13 protein-coding genes and 1 other RNA gene are annotated in these 16502 nt (G+C 42.7%); 4 read left to right on the plus strand and 10 right to left on the minus strand.

Annotated features, from left to right (window positions below):
• Positions 1-56: 56 nt before the first annotated feature.
• From CWI32_RS01440 to ssrA, 7 genes are all read right to left on the minus strand, one after another.
• Entirely contained in the window at positions 57-1121 is a 1065-nt protein-coding gene (locus CWI32_RS01440; RefSeq protein WP_100534469.1) for a YqaJ viral recombinase family nuclease, read from the minus strand.
• Positions 1122-1269: 148 nt separating this feature from the next.
• Positions 1270-2304 carry a DUF932 domain-containing protein gene (locus tag CWI32_RS01445; RefSeq protein ID WP_100534470.1) on the minus strand — a complete coding sequence of 345 codons (1035 nt, stop codon included), beginning with the start codon at positions 2302-2304 and terminating at the stop codon, positions 1270-1272.
• A gap of 20 nt (positions 2305-2324) precedes the next feature.
• Positions 2325-2597: a hypothetical protein gene (locus CWI32_RS01450; RefSeq protein ID WP_100534745.1), complete on the minus strand. Its 273-nt coding sequence runs from the start codon at positions 2595-2597 to the stop codon at positions 2325-2327.
• 66 nt (positions 2598-2663) lie between these two features.
• Positions 2664-3581 (minus strand): inovirus-type Gp2 protein, encoded by a 918-nt coding sequence (locus tag CWI32_RS01455; RefSeq protein WP_100534471.1) that lies wholly within the window; start codon positions 3579-3581, stop codon positions 2664-2666.
• Positions 3582-3864: 283 nt separating this feature from the next.
• The gene (locus tag CWI32_RS01460; RefSeq protein WP_100534472.1) at positions 3865-6666 is read right to left on the minus strand and encodes a hypothetical protein; all 2802 of its coding nucleotides are present in this window, start codon (positions 6664-6666) and stop codon (positions 3865-3867) included.
• A gap of 455 nt (positions 6667-7121) precedes the next feature.
• Positions 7122-8273: a tyrosine-type recombinase/integrase gene (locus CWI32_RS01465; protein WP_100534746.1), complete on the minus strand. Its 1152-nt coding sequence runs from the start codon at positions 8271-8273 to the stop codon at positions 7122-7124.
• 183 nt (positions 8274-8456) lie between these two features.
• Positions 8457-8815, minus strand: a transfer-messenger RNA (tmRNA) gene (ssrA, locus tag CWI32_RS01470).
• A gap of 130 nt (positions 8816-8945) precedes the next feature.
• Here ssrA and glpK point away from each other — a divergent pair.
• The gene (gene glpK / locus CWI32_RS01475; protein ID WP_100534473.1) at positions 8946-10430 is read left to right on the plus strand and encodes a glycerol kinase GlpK; all 1485 of its coding nucleotides are present in this window, start codon (positions 8946-8948) and stop codon (positions 10428-10430) included.
• A gap of 73 nt (positions 10431-10503) precedes the next feature.
• Here the strand turns inward: glpK and CWI32_RS01480 are convergent, their stop codons facing one another.
• Entirely contained in the window at positions 10504-11001 is a 498-nt protein-coding gene (locus CWI32_RS01480; RefSeq protein ID WP_100328911.1) for a thioesterase family protein, read from the minus strand.
• Positions 11002-11106: 105 nt separating this feature from the next.
• Here CWI32_RS01480 and hemB point away from each other — a divergent pair, with 105 nt between their 5' ends.
• Complete coding sequence (gene hemB / locus CWI32_RS01485; protein ID WP_005096061.1) at positions 11107-12120, plus strand: porphobilinogen synthase; 1014 nt, start codon at positions 11107-11109, stop codon at positions 12118-12120.
• Positions 12121-12135: 15 nt separating this feature from the next.
• A complete protein-coding gene (gene thiO, locus CWI32_RS01490; RefSeq protein ID WP_100534474.1) occupies positions 12136-13263 on the plus strand; it encodes a glycine oxidase ThiO in 1128 nt (375 codons plus the stop codon).
• Here thiO and CWI32_RS01495 read toward each other — a convergent pair.
• Together CWI32_RS01495 and CWI32_RS01500 are read right to left on the minus strand one after the other, a co-directional pair.
• Entirely contained in the window at positions 13252-14157 is a 906-nt protein-coding gene (locus tag CWI32_RS01495; RefSeq protein ID WP_100534475.1) for a TIGR01777 family oxidoreductase, read from the minus strand. The genes thiO and CWI32_RS01495 overlap by 12 nt on opposite strands.
• A 153-nt stretch (positions 14158-14310) precedes the next feature.
• On the minus strand, positions 14311-14772 hold the full coding sequence (locus CWI32_RS01500) for an ABZJ_00895 family protein (RefSeq protein ID WP_100534476.1): 462 nt from the start codon (positions 14770-14772) through the stop codon (positions 14311-14313).
• Positions 14773-15241: 469 nt separating this feature from the next.
• Here CWI32_RS01500 and CWI32_RS01505 point away from each other — a divergent pair, with 469 nt between their 5' ends.
• Positions 15242-16495, plus strand: coding sequence for an exonuclease SbcCD subunit D (locus tag CWI32_RS01505; protein WP_100534477.1), 1254 nt, complete (start codon positions 15242-15244; stop codon positions 16493-16495).
• Positions 16496-16502: the final 7 nt, after the last annotated feature.

A 16502-nucleotide genomic window follows, 5' to 3' on the forward strand; every position in this document is an offset into this window, starting at 1 on the left:
AATGGAGGGCGGGGAGCGGTTTTTGCGCCTCGCTATTTGAATGGGCTGAAATAGGCTTAGTCGGTATAGATATTGAAACGACGACTGCCCGGCTTTTGAAGGGGGTAAAGCTCAATGAGTTCAGGCTGGTGCTGAAGCAATGCCTTGGTATTCAGGCTGATAGAGTCTTTGGCTTTCTTCCAGACCACAGAGCCATTGGCAAAGGTGGCTCGTTCAGCATCTTTCATCAACATCTGGATGTGATGCTTCAGCTGGTCAAAGCGTTCCTGCTTATGCTGAATCTCTTGCTTCATTTTGATGAGCTGATCGAACATCAAATTGGCATTTTCATTTTGCGAGAGATCTTCAACAGTCAAGGGTACATGCGCTGGATAGAGTTGCAGAATGGCTTTGGCTGCGGATTCACTGGCATCGACTGATGGCGGAGTATCCGTTTCTACACACTCCCAGAAATAACGCTCTGCCTGAATGATGTGTTGAATCACTGATTCAGAACGTGTCACTTTGAAGATTTTGGTTTCATGCCCACAGATCAGAACACAGACATGTGCAGCCTGTTTGCCTGTTACCGCAAGTTGGTGTTGCACCTGACACAACACGTATAAAGGCACACCATCTCGCCATAGCCTGGCACCATGTTCCCCAGCTGTTTTGCATTCCAGGATCTGGACGTCATCGCTACCCACCACCGCATAATCCAGATTTGCCAACATAAAGGCTTTGTCTGGGTCGGGATGCTGAAGCACGGCATTCACTCGTCTCACTTTATTATTAGTGTGCAGACTGTAGTACTCAGCCACCAATGGCTCTAACTGTTTGCCCCAGTACAACGGTGCAACGCCTGAGCTGTCATCATCAACATTCTGCTGCGCACGTCCAGTTTTGATCATCCATAGTTCCAGCATCGACATGTAGGGATTCAATCCACATGCGGTTGCGGCATCACTACTGCCAATGCCTTGCTTACGCACTTCTAGCCATTCTTGATAATCCATATTTTTGGTATTAGCTAAACGTTTGGCTGTCGCTGTTCGTTTAGCTGCGGTATTTGATTCATTCATCTCATTCGGAATTGGGAAATGAGTTCGTTGAGGGGGATTTATCGGTGCAATCTGATTCATGCTTTGATCCTTATAAATAGTGAGGTCTGTAAAATTTTCGGCATAAAAAAAGCCACATCTTGAGATGTGGCAAAAGGGAGTATGTTCACTGAAGCAGGATCACGATGATCCTTGACCAGTATTCTGAGAGTATGAGTTCAAATGGTATTTAAGCCACCAAACGAAAGGCCTGTTCCAGCCCCCGCTGCTTTAACGCAGCACCAGCACCAAACCAGGCTGAATCGAGACGATGATCGGTACTCATGGCACGACGTTCATGATCGGCAAACTCTGTAATACTGCACAGTAGACCATAAGCAGTATCTTTGGCTGAGCTGAGTTCTGCACCACGACCTTGTCCATTAAACATGTCCATGACTTTAGTCATAGCGCGTCCATTCGGTTCAGACTTTTCTTTGGCTGGATTTGGAGTAGCCATATTGCGATAAAACTGAATGATGTTTTCCTCCTGATCTGCAATGCTTAGGCTAGTGTTGTTAAACACGGCATCAAAATAGGCAGCCGCTTCGCCTTGAGTGACTTTACGTTGAGTCAGTTGTTTCATCTCATACATATGTTCATCCCATGCACGAACTGAAATGCCCAATTGCTGTTTGACCTTGTCCGCATCAAACTTAGTACTGTGTGGGACTTTCACCACACCTGCACTGCTGCTCTGTCCGCGTAAGGCAATCGCAAGCGTGTTATTGCAGACCACACGGATATTGGTGAACTGTGCTGTGGTGGCCAACGTACCGTCACATGCGGTTGCCAATAAGATATAACCATTACTGACATCCTTGCCCTTCAGTGCCGTAGATTGCCCGGTACGTGCTAATGCCCAAAACTTCTTACCCCCTTTAAGTACACCCGCGGTTTCCAGCTCAAAGCCAGATTGCTCAGTTAGATCCCGATAGAACTCCAAAATTTCCATAGGCTGGACTTCCTGATACCGCTGACTGACCACAGACAAGGGAGCATGAGTATCGGAACGATACAGCACTCGCTGTTCTTCATAAGGCATGATGATGCTCTGCCCGCGTTCATTCTGGGCCATGTAGCTAACATCGGAGGATTCAATCCGCCAATCCATCCCTGCCTGCTGTGCCCAAACTTCAATCGGCTGATTCTGTGTCAGTTGATTACCCAAGCCATGCCAAGGTGTATCACCGACATAAGCCATTTGTTCGACTTGATGCGCCATATCCTTTCTCCTAAAGTGGGTTAATCAAAATTGCGTTGGCAATGGTGACAGTGGAAGTAACGAACGGGTGTCGCTACTGGTCGGGAGGGCTGGATGAAACTATCAATCAATCCACCGACGACTGCCCCTGCAATTCCACCCATCCACGGAGAGATCGGCATGGGTAGGCTTTTAGAGATGCTGGCACCAATACCGGCACAAGTCATGGAAGACAGGCTGCCCTGACTGGAGGACTGCTGGTCAATCACACGGCTAACGTTTTCGGAATGGCAATAAGGACATGTAATATTCATAAGATATACCTCTAAAATGAAAAAAGGCTTACCGTCTGATAAGCCTTTGAATGTGTAAATAAACATTCACTGTTCATGTAGATGATGTATATCTATGATTTTTTGGGATCGACGATTCTTACGCTTACGCTGATCTTTCTTTAATTGCCCCTTTCTAAACTGTCGCATACCCAATAAGGGTCCTCGGATATATTGATCATCCTTTTCAGGATCAGCTAAGTAAGCGAGCATCTTTTGGGCCTTACTTCTTTTAGCTAGATCGGACCTTTCCAGCAAACCAAGACCCCACTGGTCTTTCTGCTGATGATACTGCCTGTAATCAGACTGGTTACAATTGAAAAACAGACCATCATCTCCCGTAATTTTTTCCTTCCAGATCTCACCTATACGCATTCCTAGATAACTATCACCATATCGCAATGAGCCGTTATAGATCACCAAGAGATGACAGTGATACCCCTTACTCTTTCCTCCTTGTTCCAGTCGATAGGCATAACCGACCTGATCTTTAAAAATCGTATCCTTGTCTTGAACCCGCTTAATCATTCTTTTGATATCTTGAGCAAAGCGTTCAATACTTGGGTCACGCCCAGTGCGATAAAATAAATCCACCCGTACAAGCAATAATTTGCAATGGTCGTCAACCAGCCCATCAAAGTACTTAAACAAACTTTTTTTATTTTCCTTATTATTTTCACAAAATTCATTAATGAACTCTTCATGATGCTCTCTAAGTTCAGACTGGAACCTTTGAAATGCAGCACGACGATAGAATATTTCTTCATCGCTACGTTTGATTCGTTTAGGTAATAAATCAAAGTAAGCTTGAATCAAAGGTCTGTACATTCTGTTTGAGTCAGAAATTAATTCGACATCTTTGCTTAATCCATCCAACTCAGATTCGAGATCTTGCCAGTGATATGTTTTTTTCATCACTTTCTTCATCAGGTTTTCAATTGCCAGTAAAGTTTGTGCTTCATTCATCGTTGTCGTCCTATGGTGGTTAATTCCATAGGAGTGACTGATCTGTATTTTTTAACTTTGAAGCGGGTGGGTTATTTTTCTCTCAATAAAACACCTTCATCATTTGGGGATGATGAAGGTTATTAAGTTGTTTAAGTATTTAATAATATTAAATATATATCCCAGCTATTCTCATATTGAATAAGCCAGCAAGTGCATGACTAAAAAGAAAATCTCTACTTCTATAGCAAAGAAGGAAAATCTTACGAGTCCCCCTTTTTTATAGAGAAAAGTGAAGCGTAAGTTAAACATCCTTATTTTTTTCTTTCGCTCTTGCTTCAGCTACAATTTGGTCAGCACTTGGCTTTACAAAACTAGGCTTTTTCCTAGGATCCATAACTAAATACTGTGCTTTATTTGAAGTAGCTGTTTGCACTGTTTGTATATTATCTGAATTCCCCACTACAGGAGAGAGAGCCTGAGAGCTTGACTCTACAAGGGTTTCACTTTTATCTGGTATCAATACTCCATCAGAATCATCTACAATAGTATCCTGTTCTTCCACCCCTCCACCTATTGATAGCTCGGCTTCGACATTTTCATCCTCTAGCAAAGTATTATCATCAGATTCAATTGAGACCACCCTCTGATCTGTATTCAGCATGTGAGTAGCCTGTAAGCTTTTAGGATCAGGTGTTACTGCTTCTTTAGATTGTTCATCACCATTGCCATTTGTATTTTCAGCTGCATCCTCTACTTTCTTCGCATAGGTTTTACGGTTTCTGCCTAAAATTAAAAAACCAGACTTCCTTGGAAAGGATAAAAGATCTTGCTCATCAACTAAAATCAGAGGACAGTAAGCATAGAATTTTGACACCCTTTCAATAAATAATCGTCTTGTTTTCCGATCATTATTAAATATTTCAACATATCTTTGATTCAGGGACTGTTCTGTCTTGATCACACAAACTGCCCTTGCTCTTAGGTTTTTATTCCTAAAAAAATCAAATTGGTTAGTCTTATTAGCTGTGTCTTTTTTATAATACTTTTCAATTTGATCATCTTTATTGTCAACATAATTCTTCCAATACTTCGTAACAGCGTCACTTATATCATTAGGATTAGTATCGTCACTTTGTTGGAATAGTAAAGTTGCATCAATAAAATGTGACTGACCATATGGAATATAAACACCTATATGTTTAAGTAGATAGACTCCAGCAGTAGAACGACGTTTTAAGTTATCAATATAGTCGCGAAACATTTCGTCAAACAGCTTAGCTTCAGCTTTACTTTTTAACGCCCCAACCTCGAAAATAAACCGGAAAGCTATCACATCTTTCAAATCTTTATCAAATACTTGCAGAAGAAACGTGTTAATTAAATTTTCTTTTTTTGCAAGATCGCGCCACGCTTGCTTTTCTTTTTTGAAGGTTGGCTTAAGAACCTCATTTTTATAGAGTAGCAGTTGCTTTTCTATAGAATTAGTATCTTCAATTAAAAGGCCTCTAGGGAAGTAGCTTTTGAATTTATCAATAAAAAAAATCGCATCCGTTCTCAAATTTATCAGCGCACCATATCCTTCCTTTAGACAACCCCTATAGGAAAGTAAGGCTAACTGTTGCAAGAGTAGAGGTAACTGTGCAAGCTTACGAGATTCTTCAAAATTTCTTCTGATTTGCTCACTTGTAAATCCATGGTAATCACGAGAATACATCAATCGAGTAAGGAAGCATTCAATCTTTACCAACTCATCCAAAACACTAGGACGAACCATGATAGTAATCGCCTGCTGTTTATATAGATATTCGATTAACTTTATTCGTTCAATCGCCGTGGTAGACAGACCTTTTAACGTAAAGTATTTATTCAATCTTTTACTAGCATTATCATCAACCAACTCTTTCAGATCATATTTTTTCTTCTTAACATAGCCAGCCGGTTCAAAGATCTTTTTAGGCTTTGATCTTGCAGGATCTAGATAAATTTTATCCTTGTAGTACCTAAAATCATTAAGAAAAATGGAATACCTTCTTTCTTGGTATTCAAGTTCAGTTCCCTTATCAGCTTGCAATAAAAAAATACTAGATAAAAAATATCTCAAAAACTTTTCGCGAAACGCTATTTTTTGTTTTTGTGACTTCAACTCTCCTATAAAGTGATCATCTGGATAGACCTTTTTAATCATCTCATGCCGGTTAATGAGCGTTATATTAGGTCTATCAATATGACCCACAATATCCGAGACTTTTCGATTGTAATAATCGAACACCTCCTGAGGATTAGCATAGTTTTTCGTCTTATAAATCAGCAAAAAAGATAGGATGAATTTGTTAGTGCTGACGATATGCGCATGATTTATCGTCATCAATATGCCGTTATCTTTTGAGAATACTAACTCCAAATGATTAATAAAATCTTGCAGGTAATCTGTTGACATATAGCCATTTCCATCTTCTCTTTTCTTGAGCCTGCTCGGCAAAACAACATCAAAGACACTGACACCTATTTTTATATTTTGGCTCAATAACTCATTATAGTTTTCTATCAATATTTTATAGAGTTCATTTTGCTTCGAGATATCTTCCAAGATTGATTCAGATGTATGTTCATATTCCAGTGCAAATTTTTTATAAGCAGCCACAAATCCAAATATTTTGTCTGGGCTAAAACTTTTTTTATCCCATGTACTGGCAGACTTAAATTCATCATAAAGTTTGCACTCACTCTGCCTTACAAAGGCTGAATACTTAAGGATGAAAGAATCCCAATGATAGTGGTCATTGAATCCATTAAATGCAAAAGATGATTCTGCTTTATTCAGAAAAGCTAACTTCTTATAAAAATCGATAATCTCCTGAACTTTCTTTTCATCCCCCTTTAGTGCTTTTTCATAATCAGCCCGTTTGTAAAACGAGTCATTTTCTATCTTTCTTAAAACAGTATGCACATCTTCTAAAGCAACAATGGTCTCATGATAAATACTCACCTTTGTATTTGTTTGCATGTACTGCAGTGAAGGCAACTCAGTAGAGAATTTCTCCTTTAAGTAGGCAAACAGGTTTTTAAAAAATTCATCATCGTTGCCTGCCCAGTCCTTTATCATCTGACTTAATCCCTTGCGTAGAATGATGTTAAAAAGTTATAAATATAGATAAAATAGATCTGTAATTTTCTAAATAATACATGTTTTATAATTTAAAAACCCTTATTTTAGTTAACTACATAAAATAAATATGCTTTTCTATCTCTTATATTTTTATATCTTATCCTTTTATTTTAATTCTATTATTTCTTTAAATAATTAGCTCTATCTCTTTGGTTGAATAAAAAATTCGATAAAAAAAGAGTTCCTCATTCTTAAAATACCCTCCTAAACAGCTCCCCCCACGCTACAGAATTCAATTAAAATTTCATTTAGACATGTCAGATTTTTAAAAAAGTAGGCAAAAAAAAGACGTGCATACGCACGTCTTCAAAGTAATTTACTTACTTCAATTAAGCTCTTTCAGAGTAAATTTGACCAGGATAAATCTAAGAATCTATTAGGTGTAAGCAACGTCAAAACTCAGCTGTTTGAGCCACCCACTCTTTCACTTGCTCCCCATACCACGCCATCAACCTTACTCTCTCATCCCAGTACTGTGCTCGATTATAGGCCGAGCGAATTCTATTTTGAGGCACATGAGCAAGCTGGCGCTCAATGGCATCTGGATTAAACAGATTCGATTCATTTACGACAGTACTGAATAGAGATCTAAAACCATGTGTGGTCATCCGACCTGCATAGCCCGAACGCTTGATCACGGCCAAAATAGACTCGCTACGCATAGGTTCTTTGTTATTTAAACGATGTGGAAATAGCAGTTCCTGATTATGGGTAAGTCTCAAAGACTGAAGCTCGGCAATCATCATGTCCGTCAACGGTACACGATGTGGAAGACGGTTCTTCATCCGCTCTTCAGGGATATCCCACTTACGCCCTTCCAGATCAAATTCTTCCCAGCGTGCTTGCAGCAATTCACTAACCCGAACGCCTGTCAGCATGATCAGAATAATGGCATGATGTGTTTGAGCATCACTTGGGTATGCTCTTACCTTTCTTAAAAATTCAGGCATTTCAGAGGCAGTAAGCGAAGCCAGGTTTTTGACTCTTTTGTTCTTGAGAGCACAAACCAGATCACCTGCCGGATTATCATAACGATAACCATGTACAATTGCATACTTCATGACCATACCGCAACGAGATAAGGTTCGTTTTGCAATTTCAAGCGAGCCTCTAGCTTCAATCTTTTTAATGATCTGCAGAATCTCAGGTGCCTGAATTTGATTAATACGCTTATTAGCAAGAGCAATATAAAGCTCATCCAAGGAAGCTCGAACATTACTAATATGTTTGGATGACCAGGTTTCTTTTTGATTATTGAACCAATCCTCTGCGACTTCCTTAAAATAAGGCTGCTCCTGCTCGACCTCAGTTGTATTTTTGAGTTTATATCTCAGATCAAGCGCGATCTCCCTTGCACGCTTTAAACTTAGCTCAGGATAGATACCTAATGCTTTGGACTTCCTTTGTCCATTTTCCGTGTATCTGATAGACCAATATTTTTTGCCATTCGGATCGATTCGTAAAGACAGACCATTAATATCAGAAAGGCGGTACTGTTTTTCCTGCGGTAATGCTTTTTTACACAGCACATCAGTAAGCGACATATCTTTGTCCCACATAATTAAACTTATTTAGTGGGTCAAATTGTCCCAATTTTGACCCTCATAAAGCAAAAATAGGGTCAAACAGCTTAGGACAGGGTCGGACAATACAGCCAATAAAAAAGCCTTTAAACATTGAGTTTAAAGGCTTTTTTAGATTCCGATGGATTACTTCGGAAAGAATTTTGGTGGAGGTGGCGGGAGTTGAACCCGCGTCCGCCAGCATTACGCTCGAGAATACTACATGCTTAGATATCGTCTATTGTTTTAACTCTTTGTGACCCGACGAACAGGATACAAATCGCGATCCTCTTAGTTTAGTACAAAGCCCCGAGGCTTGGCTTTATACGGACTTGTGTGCGTGCGCTTCAGTCGGACTCTCTAACCACAAGTATTCGGAGAGGCGGACAAGCTGCCCTTAGGCAGCTAGAGCGTATGATTCGTCGTTTGCGACTAAAAAATGCAAATTTGATTTACGAGAGAAAATGCGCTCTCGGCATGCATCTATGAGTTTCATCACCAGCGTCGAAGCCAGAAACACCCCCAAAGTACAAGGCAATCATAGCATAGATGTCAAAAATTACGATGCATTTTCTAAACATTTACACAACTTGATGCGCTTAATTACATTATTGCGCTAATATTTTACTTTTCAAGCCGAATAACAGAAAAATTATGAGCTATTTACTGGCCCTAGATCAAGGAACCACATCGAGTCGGGCTATTATTTTTAATGAACATGGACAAATTCAGGCAACGGCTCAACGTGAAACCCATATTCAGACGCCACATTCAGGTTGGGTCGAACAGGATGCTCAGGAAATCTGGAGCACGCAGATTGCGGTGGTACAGCAAGCGCTTGCTACGGCGCGTATTCTCGCCAAAGATATCAAAGCCATTGGTCTGACCAATCAGCGCGAAACCACGGTGGTTTGGGATCGAAGAAATGGTAAACCGCTCGCGCCGGCCATCGTCTGGCAAGACCGTCGAACTTCTGACTGGTGTAACCAGCTGATTGAACAGGGCTGGATGTGCAAAATTCAGCAGAAAACCGGTCTACGGATTGATCCTTATTTTAGTGCAGGAAAATTGGTCTGGTTTCTGGAGCATGTAGAAGGCGTACGTGAACTGGCTGAACAGGGTCATGTCGCTTTTGGTACTATCGATAGCTGGCTGATCTGGAACCTGACTCAAGGCGCAGAACATGTGATTGAAGCCAGCAATGCTTCCCGTACCATGCTGATGAATCTGCATCAACAAACTTGGGACGAAGAACTGTTGGAGCTGTTTCATATTCCTGCTTCGGTCTTACCAAAAATTATTTCCTCGGATAGTTATATCGCTGACACCGCTTCAGGTTTACTCGGTGCCAATATCCCCATTACCGGTATTCTAGGTGATCAGCAATCTGCACTGTTTGGTCAATCCTGTTTTGAAGTGGGGAGCGCAAAAAATACCTATGGCACCGGCTGTTTTATGCTGTTCAATACCGGTCAAGACATCCAGCTCAGTCAGAATAAACTGCTTTCTACCCTTGCCTGGCAAGCGCAGGGTCAAACTACCTATGCACTGGAAGGCAGCGTCTTTATGGCAGGTGCGGTAGTGCAATGGCTACGTGATGGTCTCGGGATTATTCAAAAAAGCAATGATATCGAAAAACTGGCCTGTAAAGTTGAGGATACCGACGGCGTGGTTTTGGTTCCGGCCTTTACCGGACTTGGCGCACCGCATTGGGACAGTGAAGCGCGTGCCCTGCTCTGTGGCATGTCTCGTGGTACGACTCAAGCGCATATCGCCCGAGCAGCCTTAGAATCAATCGCTTTTCAGGTATCGGATGTCCTCAGTGCAATGCAATCCGATATTGCCCACCCTTTAAAAGAATTACGGGTCGATGGCGGTGCCAGTAGCAATGACATGCTGATGCAGTTTCAGGCAGATATTCTCAATGTGCCGGTGCTGCGTCCGAAAATGCTGGAGTCTACCGCTTGGGGGGCAGCCGCCATGGCCGGATTAAAATCCGGAATATTTTCCAGTCTGGAGGAAATTTCGCAGTCTTGGCAACTTGAACGTGCCTTTGAACCAAAAATGCAAAATGATGAGCGTGAAGCTCATTTAGCCAAATGGCAGAAGGCCTTAAATCGGGCCAAATCAGATCTATAACCTGTATCAATCTGAAGGTCGAAAGCTAAAAAAGCACTGTTAAACAGTGCTTTTTATTTTCTATCTCTTACCCTCAATAAGCATAAGATGCAATCGCTGTAGCAATTGGCTTATCTTCATCATTGACCATGGTCATACGCATGGTGCAGCCCTTACGCCCCAAACGTAAGGTTTCTGCCCGCGCGATAAAATATTTACCGCGCCCGGGTGCCAGATAATCCACCCGCATATCCACTGTCGCCAAACGCGAGACTTTTTTAATGGTGTCGGCAATGGTTTCAGGTTCGGCTTTTTTATATAACTCCCCCATCGCTACAATTCCACCGACACTATCGAGTACCGTGGCCGCAAGACCGCCATGCAAAATTTGAAACGCGACATTACCAATCATAAAATCCTGCATTTCGACATAGGCTTCGATCTGGCCTTCCACCACCCGCATGCTCATGCCATTATGCTTAAAAAAAGGAGAGCTATTAAAAGCATGTACCAACTGATTTAAGACCACATCAATATCCACCTTTGCCCCCAAGTGTATATTACCTGTCCAGCTTTTCTCTGTCTTAGTCATCACTCTGCTCAAATCCACCGCAATAAAAAACCGCTAATTTATGCCCAAAAATTTCAGTTAGGGCTACAATAGGTGCCTAGTTTAATACTGATTGCTGAGATTTTTATGACCTATACGTTCAATCGTCCCGCGTTTCCTGCAACTCGCATGCGTCGTATTCGTAAAAATGAGCATTTACGTTCTATGGTACGTGAAACGCATCTCAGTGCAGATCACCTGATTTATCCAGTATTTGTACTGCCGGGACAAAATCAGAGCCAAGATATTCCCAGTATGCCGAATATCCAGCGCCTGTCAGCAGACTTGCTGTTAAAAAAATCAGAGCGTCTGCTGGAACTGGGCGTCAATAAACTGGCACTGTTTCCAGTCACACCACAAGAAGATAAAAGCCTGACCGCCGAAGCGGCTTGGCGCGAAGATGGTCTGGTCCAACGCACTTTGCGTTTATTAAAAAAAGAACTGCCAGAAATGGTGCTGATTACTGATGGTGCACTCGACCCATATACCACGCATGGTCAGGACGGCATTATTGATGAGACCGGTTATGTCTTAAATGATGAAACGGTCGAATGTCTGATTAAACAGGGCTTAAGCCATGCTGAAGCCGGTGCAGACGTATTTGCTCCAAGTGACATGATGGATGGCCGGATCGGTGCAATTCGTCAGGCCTTTGAACAAAATGGGCATATCTATACCTCCATCATGGCTTATTCAGCCAAATATGCATCCAGCTTCTATGGTCCATTCCGTGATGCAGTCGGTTCTGCCAGCAATTTAAAAGGCGGCAATAAATACAATTACCAGATGGATGTCGGTAACCGTGCCGAAGCACTGCATGAAATTGCGCTGGATCTTCAGGAAGGCGCAGACATGGTGATTGTCAAACCGGGCATGCCTTATCTTGATATCGTCCGTGAAGTTAAAGACACTTTTGGTGTACCAACCTTTGTCTATCAGGTCAGTGGTGAATATGCGATGCTGGCCGCTGCCATTCAAAATGGCTGGTTATCTGACAGCGTGATTATTGAATCACTGATGAGCTGCCGCCGCGCCGGTGCCGATGGCATCTGGACTTACTTTGCCGAAGAAGCTGCGCTTAAACTGAAAGACATGAAGTAAAAGGATTTCGGCGCAATGCATATCGCCATTATCGGCGCTGGCATCACCGGGTTGATGTCGGCGCTGGAACTGCTTGAACAGGGATGTTCTGTCACGATTTTTGATCAGCAAGTTGCCGGGCAGGCTGCGTCTTGGGCCGGAGGCGGGATTCTTTCTCCGATGTATCCCTGGCGCTACCCCGCTGCAGTCAATACGTTGGCTCGGCATGCCAAACCGCTCTATCAGGACTGGAATCAAAAACTGCAGCCAGTGACCGGTATCGATTTCCAGATTCATGAAACAGGCATGCTGATTTTTGATGAAGATGATTTTGAGCTTGGCTTGCGCTATGCGGAAAAATATCAGGACCCTCAGCAACAGGCCGAATTGCTTGATCAGACTCAGCTACAACAAATCAATCCCCGAATTGATCAGCGCAAGTTCAAACAGGCGATTTACTTTCCGGAACTGGCCAATATCCGCAATCCGCGACTATTACAGTCGGTCATCAGCTATTTAAAACAGCATCCGCATGTCACCTGGCAAGAGCACTGTAAAATCACTCAGCTCAATATTCAGCAAGGCTGGGTAACGAGTGTGTCCAGTGAAAGTGGTCAACACTTTCAGGCAGATCAGTTTGTAATCGCCACAGGCGCATGGTCTGCAGGCTGGTCAGAACAGCTTGGCTGTGAAATTCCGGTGCAACCGGTGCAAGGACAAATGCTGCTGTTTAAAACCCCAGAAAACTGGCTACCGAGCATGTGCATGAACAAGGTCATGTATCTGATTCCACGGCGCGACGGACATGTTGTATGTGGTTCCAGTATGCGTCAGGTCGGTTTTGACACCTCGCCTTCTGCTGAAATCCGGCAAGATATTCTACAGGCTTGTCTGGAGATGGTGCCGGAACTGGCGGATTTTCCGCTGGTCAAGCAATGGGCCGGATTAAGACCCAGCTCACCCGATGGTATTCCCTATATTGGCAAAATCCCCGAATTGCAAAATGCCTGGGCCAATTTTGGCCATTTCCGCAATGGCTTATGCATGGCCCCAGCCTCAGGCAAATTACTGGCTCAATTGATGCTTGCACAAACACCGACCATTGTAGATCCACAGCCCTATGCTCCGGCCCATCTATTGGAGCCAGGTCGCTTAGTGCTTTAGGATATTATGCAGCGCTTCTTTCAAGGTTGGATAATCAAACTGAAAGCCCGCATCCTGTAAAGCTTGAGGCTGTACATACTGACCGTTTAAAACCAGTTGCGATTGTTCTCCCAGCATCATTTTCAAACTGCATGCTGGCAGTGGCAGTAAAGGTTTGCGTTTCAGTAGCTGTGCAGCAGTCCGGGCAAACTGTGCCTGACTGACTTTTTCCGGAGCAACCACATTAAAAATCTGCCCGGTCGTCGTTTCAAGCATCAAGAATTCAATCGCACGCAATACATCTTCTAAATGCACCCAAGTGACTGGCTGACGCCCATGACCAATCCGCCCGAACAGATTCAGTTTAATCGGCAATAACATCTGCGGCAGAATTCCACCACCTTTGCCGAAGACCACAGCAAAGCGAACAATTTTGGTGTCCTGACTGCTATAGGACAAAGCCAGTTGTTCCCACTTCGCACAGAGCTCAGACATAAAAATATCTTGTGGCGGGCTTTGTTCCGTACAGACCTGCTCCCAGCGCTCGCTCGGGTCAATACCATAATAACCAACGGCTGAGGTTGAAATAATCCGTTTCGGTTTGATCTGGTATTTTTCTAAATAGTCAAATAACTGTTTGGTGGTGTCTAAACGGCTATCCAGCAATTTCTTTTTACGCGCTGCCGTCCAGCGTCCCTGACCGATGCTTTCGCCAGCCAGATTAATCACATAATCAATCTGAGGCTGTTTTAATTCATCCAGCTGGTTAATCCAGTGAAAATCTGGATGCGGTTCAGATTGATTCTTGCGGCGGGTCAGCCCAATCACCCGATAATCACGTTCCAATAAAAAACGCACCAGATGACTGCCAATAAAACCACTCGCTCCCGTCACCAGCACTACAGGTTTATACATTCGTCATTCTTCGCCTTATTATTTTCTTGGTTTAAATTATACGCCACTCATCTTCAGCTTTTTTAAAGCAGGAATATCTTTGTCGTGGTGAATTTGTATCCAGCCTGATGCGATCAATCTATCAAGATCAATCGTCATAAAGCCACCTACCTATCAGGCCTGCGGCGAATTGCCAAACATTTGATCTGCCATACGCTGTGCCTGCTTGCCATAAAACCAGTACGTCAGCAGATATAGTGGAATTGCGATCATCAGGAACATGATCAGCACAATGCTCATAAACTGTGGCTGCTGTAGATACAGCAAGAAGTCCTGCCAGGCATTCGGATTGGAACGGGTGGCGATCACAATACCGAGCAAGAGAAATAATAAATTATAGCCCCAGTAAATCAGGCTAAAACCCAGGGTAAATTTTTTACGCTCTGCTTGAGTCGGCGCACGTTTTTGCTGTTTTAAAAATTTAAATAGCACCCAAATCATGGCCACCAGATAGGGAACAATCGTCAAAACTGCGCCCATGCCCATCGGCAGCAAGGCTGCCAGTACACCGCAAATACAGGTAAAAATAAAACAGATAAAGAAAAACCAGATAAAATAACGACTTAGCGGCAACATATGTATGACTCAGTGATCTTCAATAAGCTAGTATAAAAAAAATCAGGTTTTTTTTCATTTTATTGTCAACCATCCACTACAAGGTGACGTTATATAGAGTACAAGGTACAAAAATTTGGACTGGCATCCACGAATTTTTGCTGACCTTTAGAGCTAAAGCAATAAGTCCAGTGTACAGGGAAATTTTGAATAGCAGCCAAAATCTTCATGTAACACAAATTTGACCGACGATTTCACATCACTCGAATCGTCGGTTTTTATTTTTTAAAATTCCGATTTTTCAGCCTGATGAATTGCATGACTGTTCAAGACTGGGTGATTTAGACATGACTATCCTGCCATTTTGCCTACTGATTAAAATAAATTCAGCCTGACATCAGCAACAATTCGCTGAAATATCTTTTTTAAGTAGATTTTCCCCTCAGCTTTTTCCTATAGTAGCAAGGCAGACATTTCAGGGTTCATCTACATGGCAGTTCATTTTCTTCACACTTCCGATTGGCATCTGGGACAATTTTTCCATAACCATGACCGTGAATTTGAACATACTCAATTTTTAAACTGGTTGCTAGAGCAAATTAAAACCAAGCAGCCACAAGCCCTATTAATTGCTGGTGATATTTTTGATGTGATTAATCCGGCCTCGAGTGCGCAAAAGCAACTGTATCAATTTCTGGCCGATGCCCATGAACTCGCACCGCATATGCAGACCTTGATGATCGCAGGAAATCATGACTCGGGTTATCGAATTGAACAGGTTGAACCTTTATTGGCTAAATACAATGCCAAAGCGGTCGGGATTGTGGGCCGAACTGCTGAAAACACCCTGAACCTGGATCGTTTGCTGATTCCGATTTATGACCAGCAACAAAACATCATTGCCTGGTGTCTGACCCTGCCCTATTTGCGTAGCGCCGAAATTACCGGACTAAATGAACATACTACTAACAGTCAAAACGCGATTAGCTATCTGCATCAACAACTGATCGCTGAAGCCAAGGCACGCAAACAGCCCCATCAGGCACTGATTTTAATGTCGCATGCACATATGCAAGGCAGCGAAACTTCGGATTCTGAACGCCCGATTATTGTCGGCAATGAGGAAGCTTTATCAACGGCATTATTTGATGATGTGATTGATTATGTTGCATTGGGGCATTTGCATAAACCGCAGAAAGTCGGTCAGGAACATATCCGCTATAGTGGTTCGCCTATCCCATTGTCATTTAGCGAGATTAACTATAAGCATCAAGTGGTTGAAGTCAGAATTGATCCTCAATTAGAAGATGATGCACGTTTCCAATTTGAAGCTTTGCTGATTCCACGCAGTGTACGCCTGCATCGACTACGTGGTGAACTCAATGAAATCTTTGAGCAGATTCGTACCCTTGAACATGGAGAAATTGCAGCAATTGATCAACGTGAATATGTCGATATTGAATATCATACTGCAACACCTCCCCCACCCAATTTAAGACAATGCTTTGAAGATGCACTTCCACCGAATCGCTATCGCTTGGTGCGCATATCCCGTCAATATCAAGCCTTTAATCTTGATGATGCACAAACTCAAAAAATCCATTTAGAACCGCCGACGCCAAAAAAACTATTTGAACAGCTTTGGGTCAAACAGGGTTACAGCGCTGATGACTCGGTGCTCAAAGATTTCCTCAGCCTGGTTGCTGAGGCGGAAACCAGTATTGATGCTGATGAAACAGCATAAGGATATG

The sequence above is a fragment of the Acinetobacter pseudolwoffii genome (genome assembly GCF_002803605.1).
In the GTDB taxonomy this organism is placed as follows: Bacteria; Pseudomonadota; Gammaproteobacteria; order Pseudomonadales; family Moraxellaceae; genus Acinetobacter; species Acinetobacter pseudolwoffii.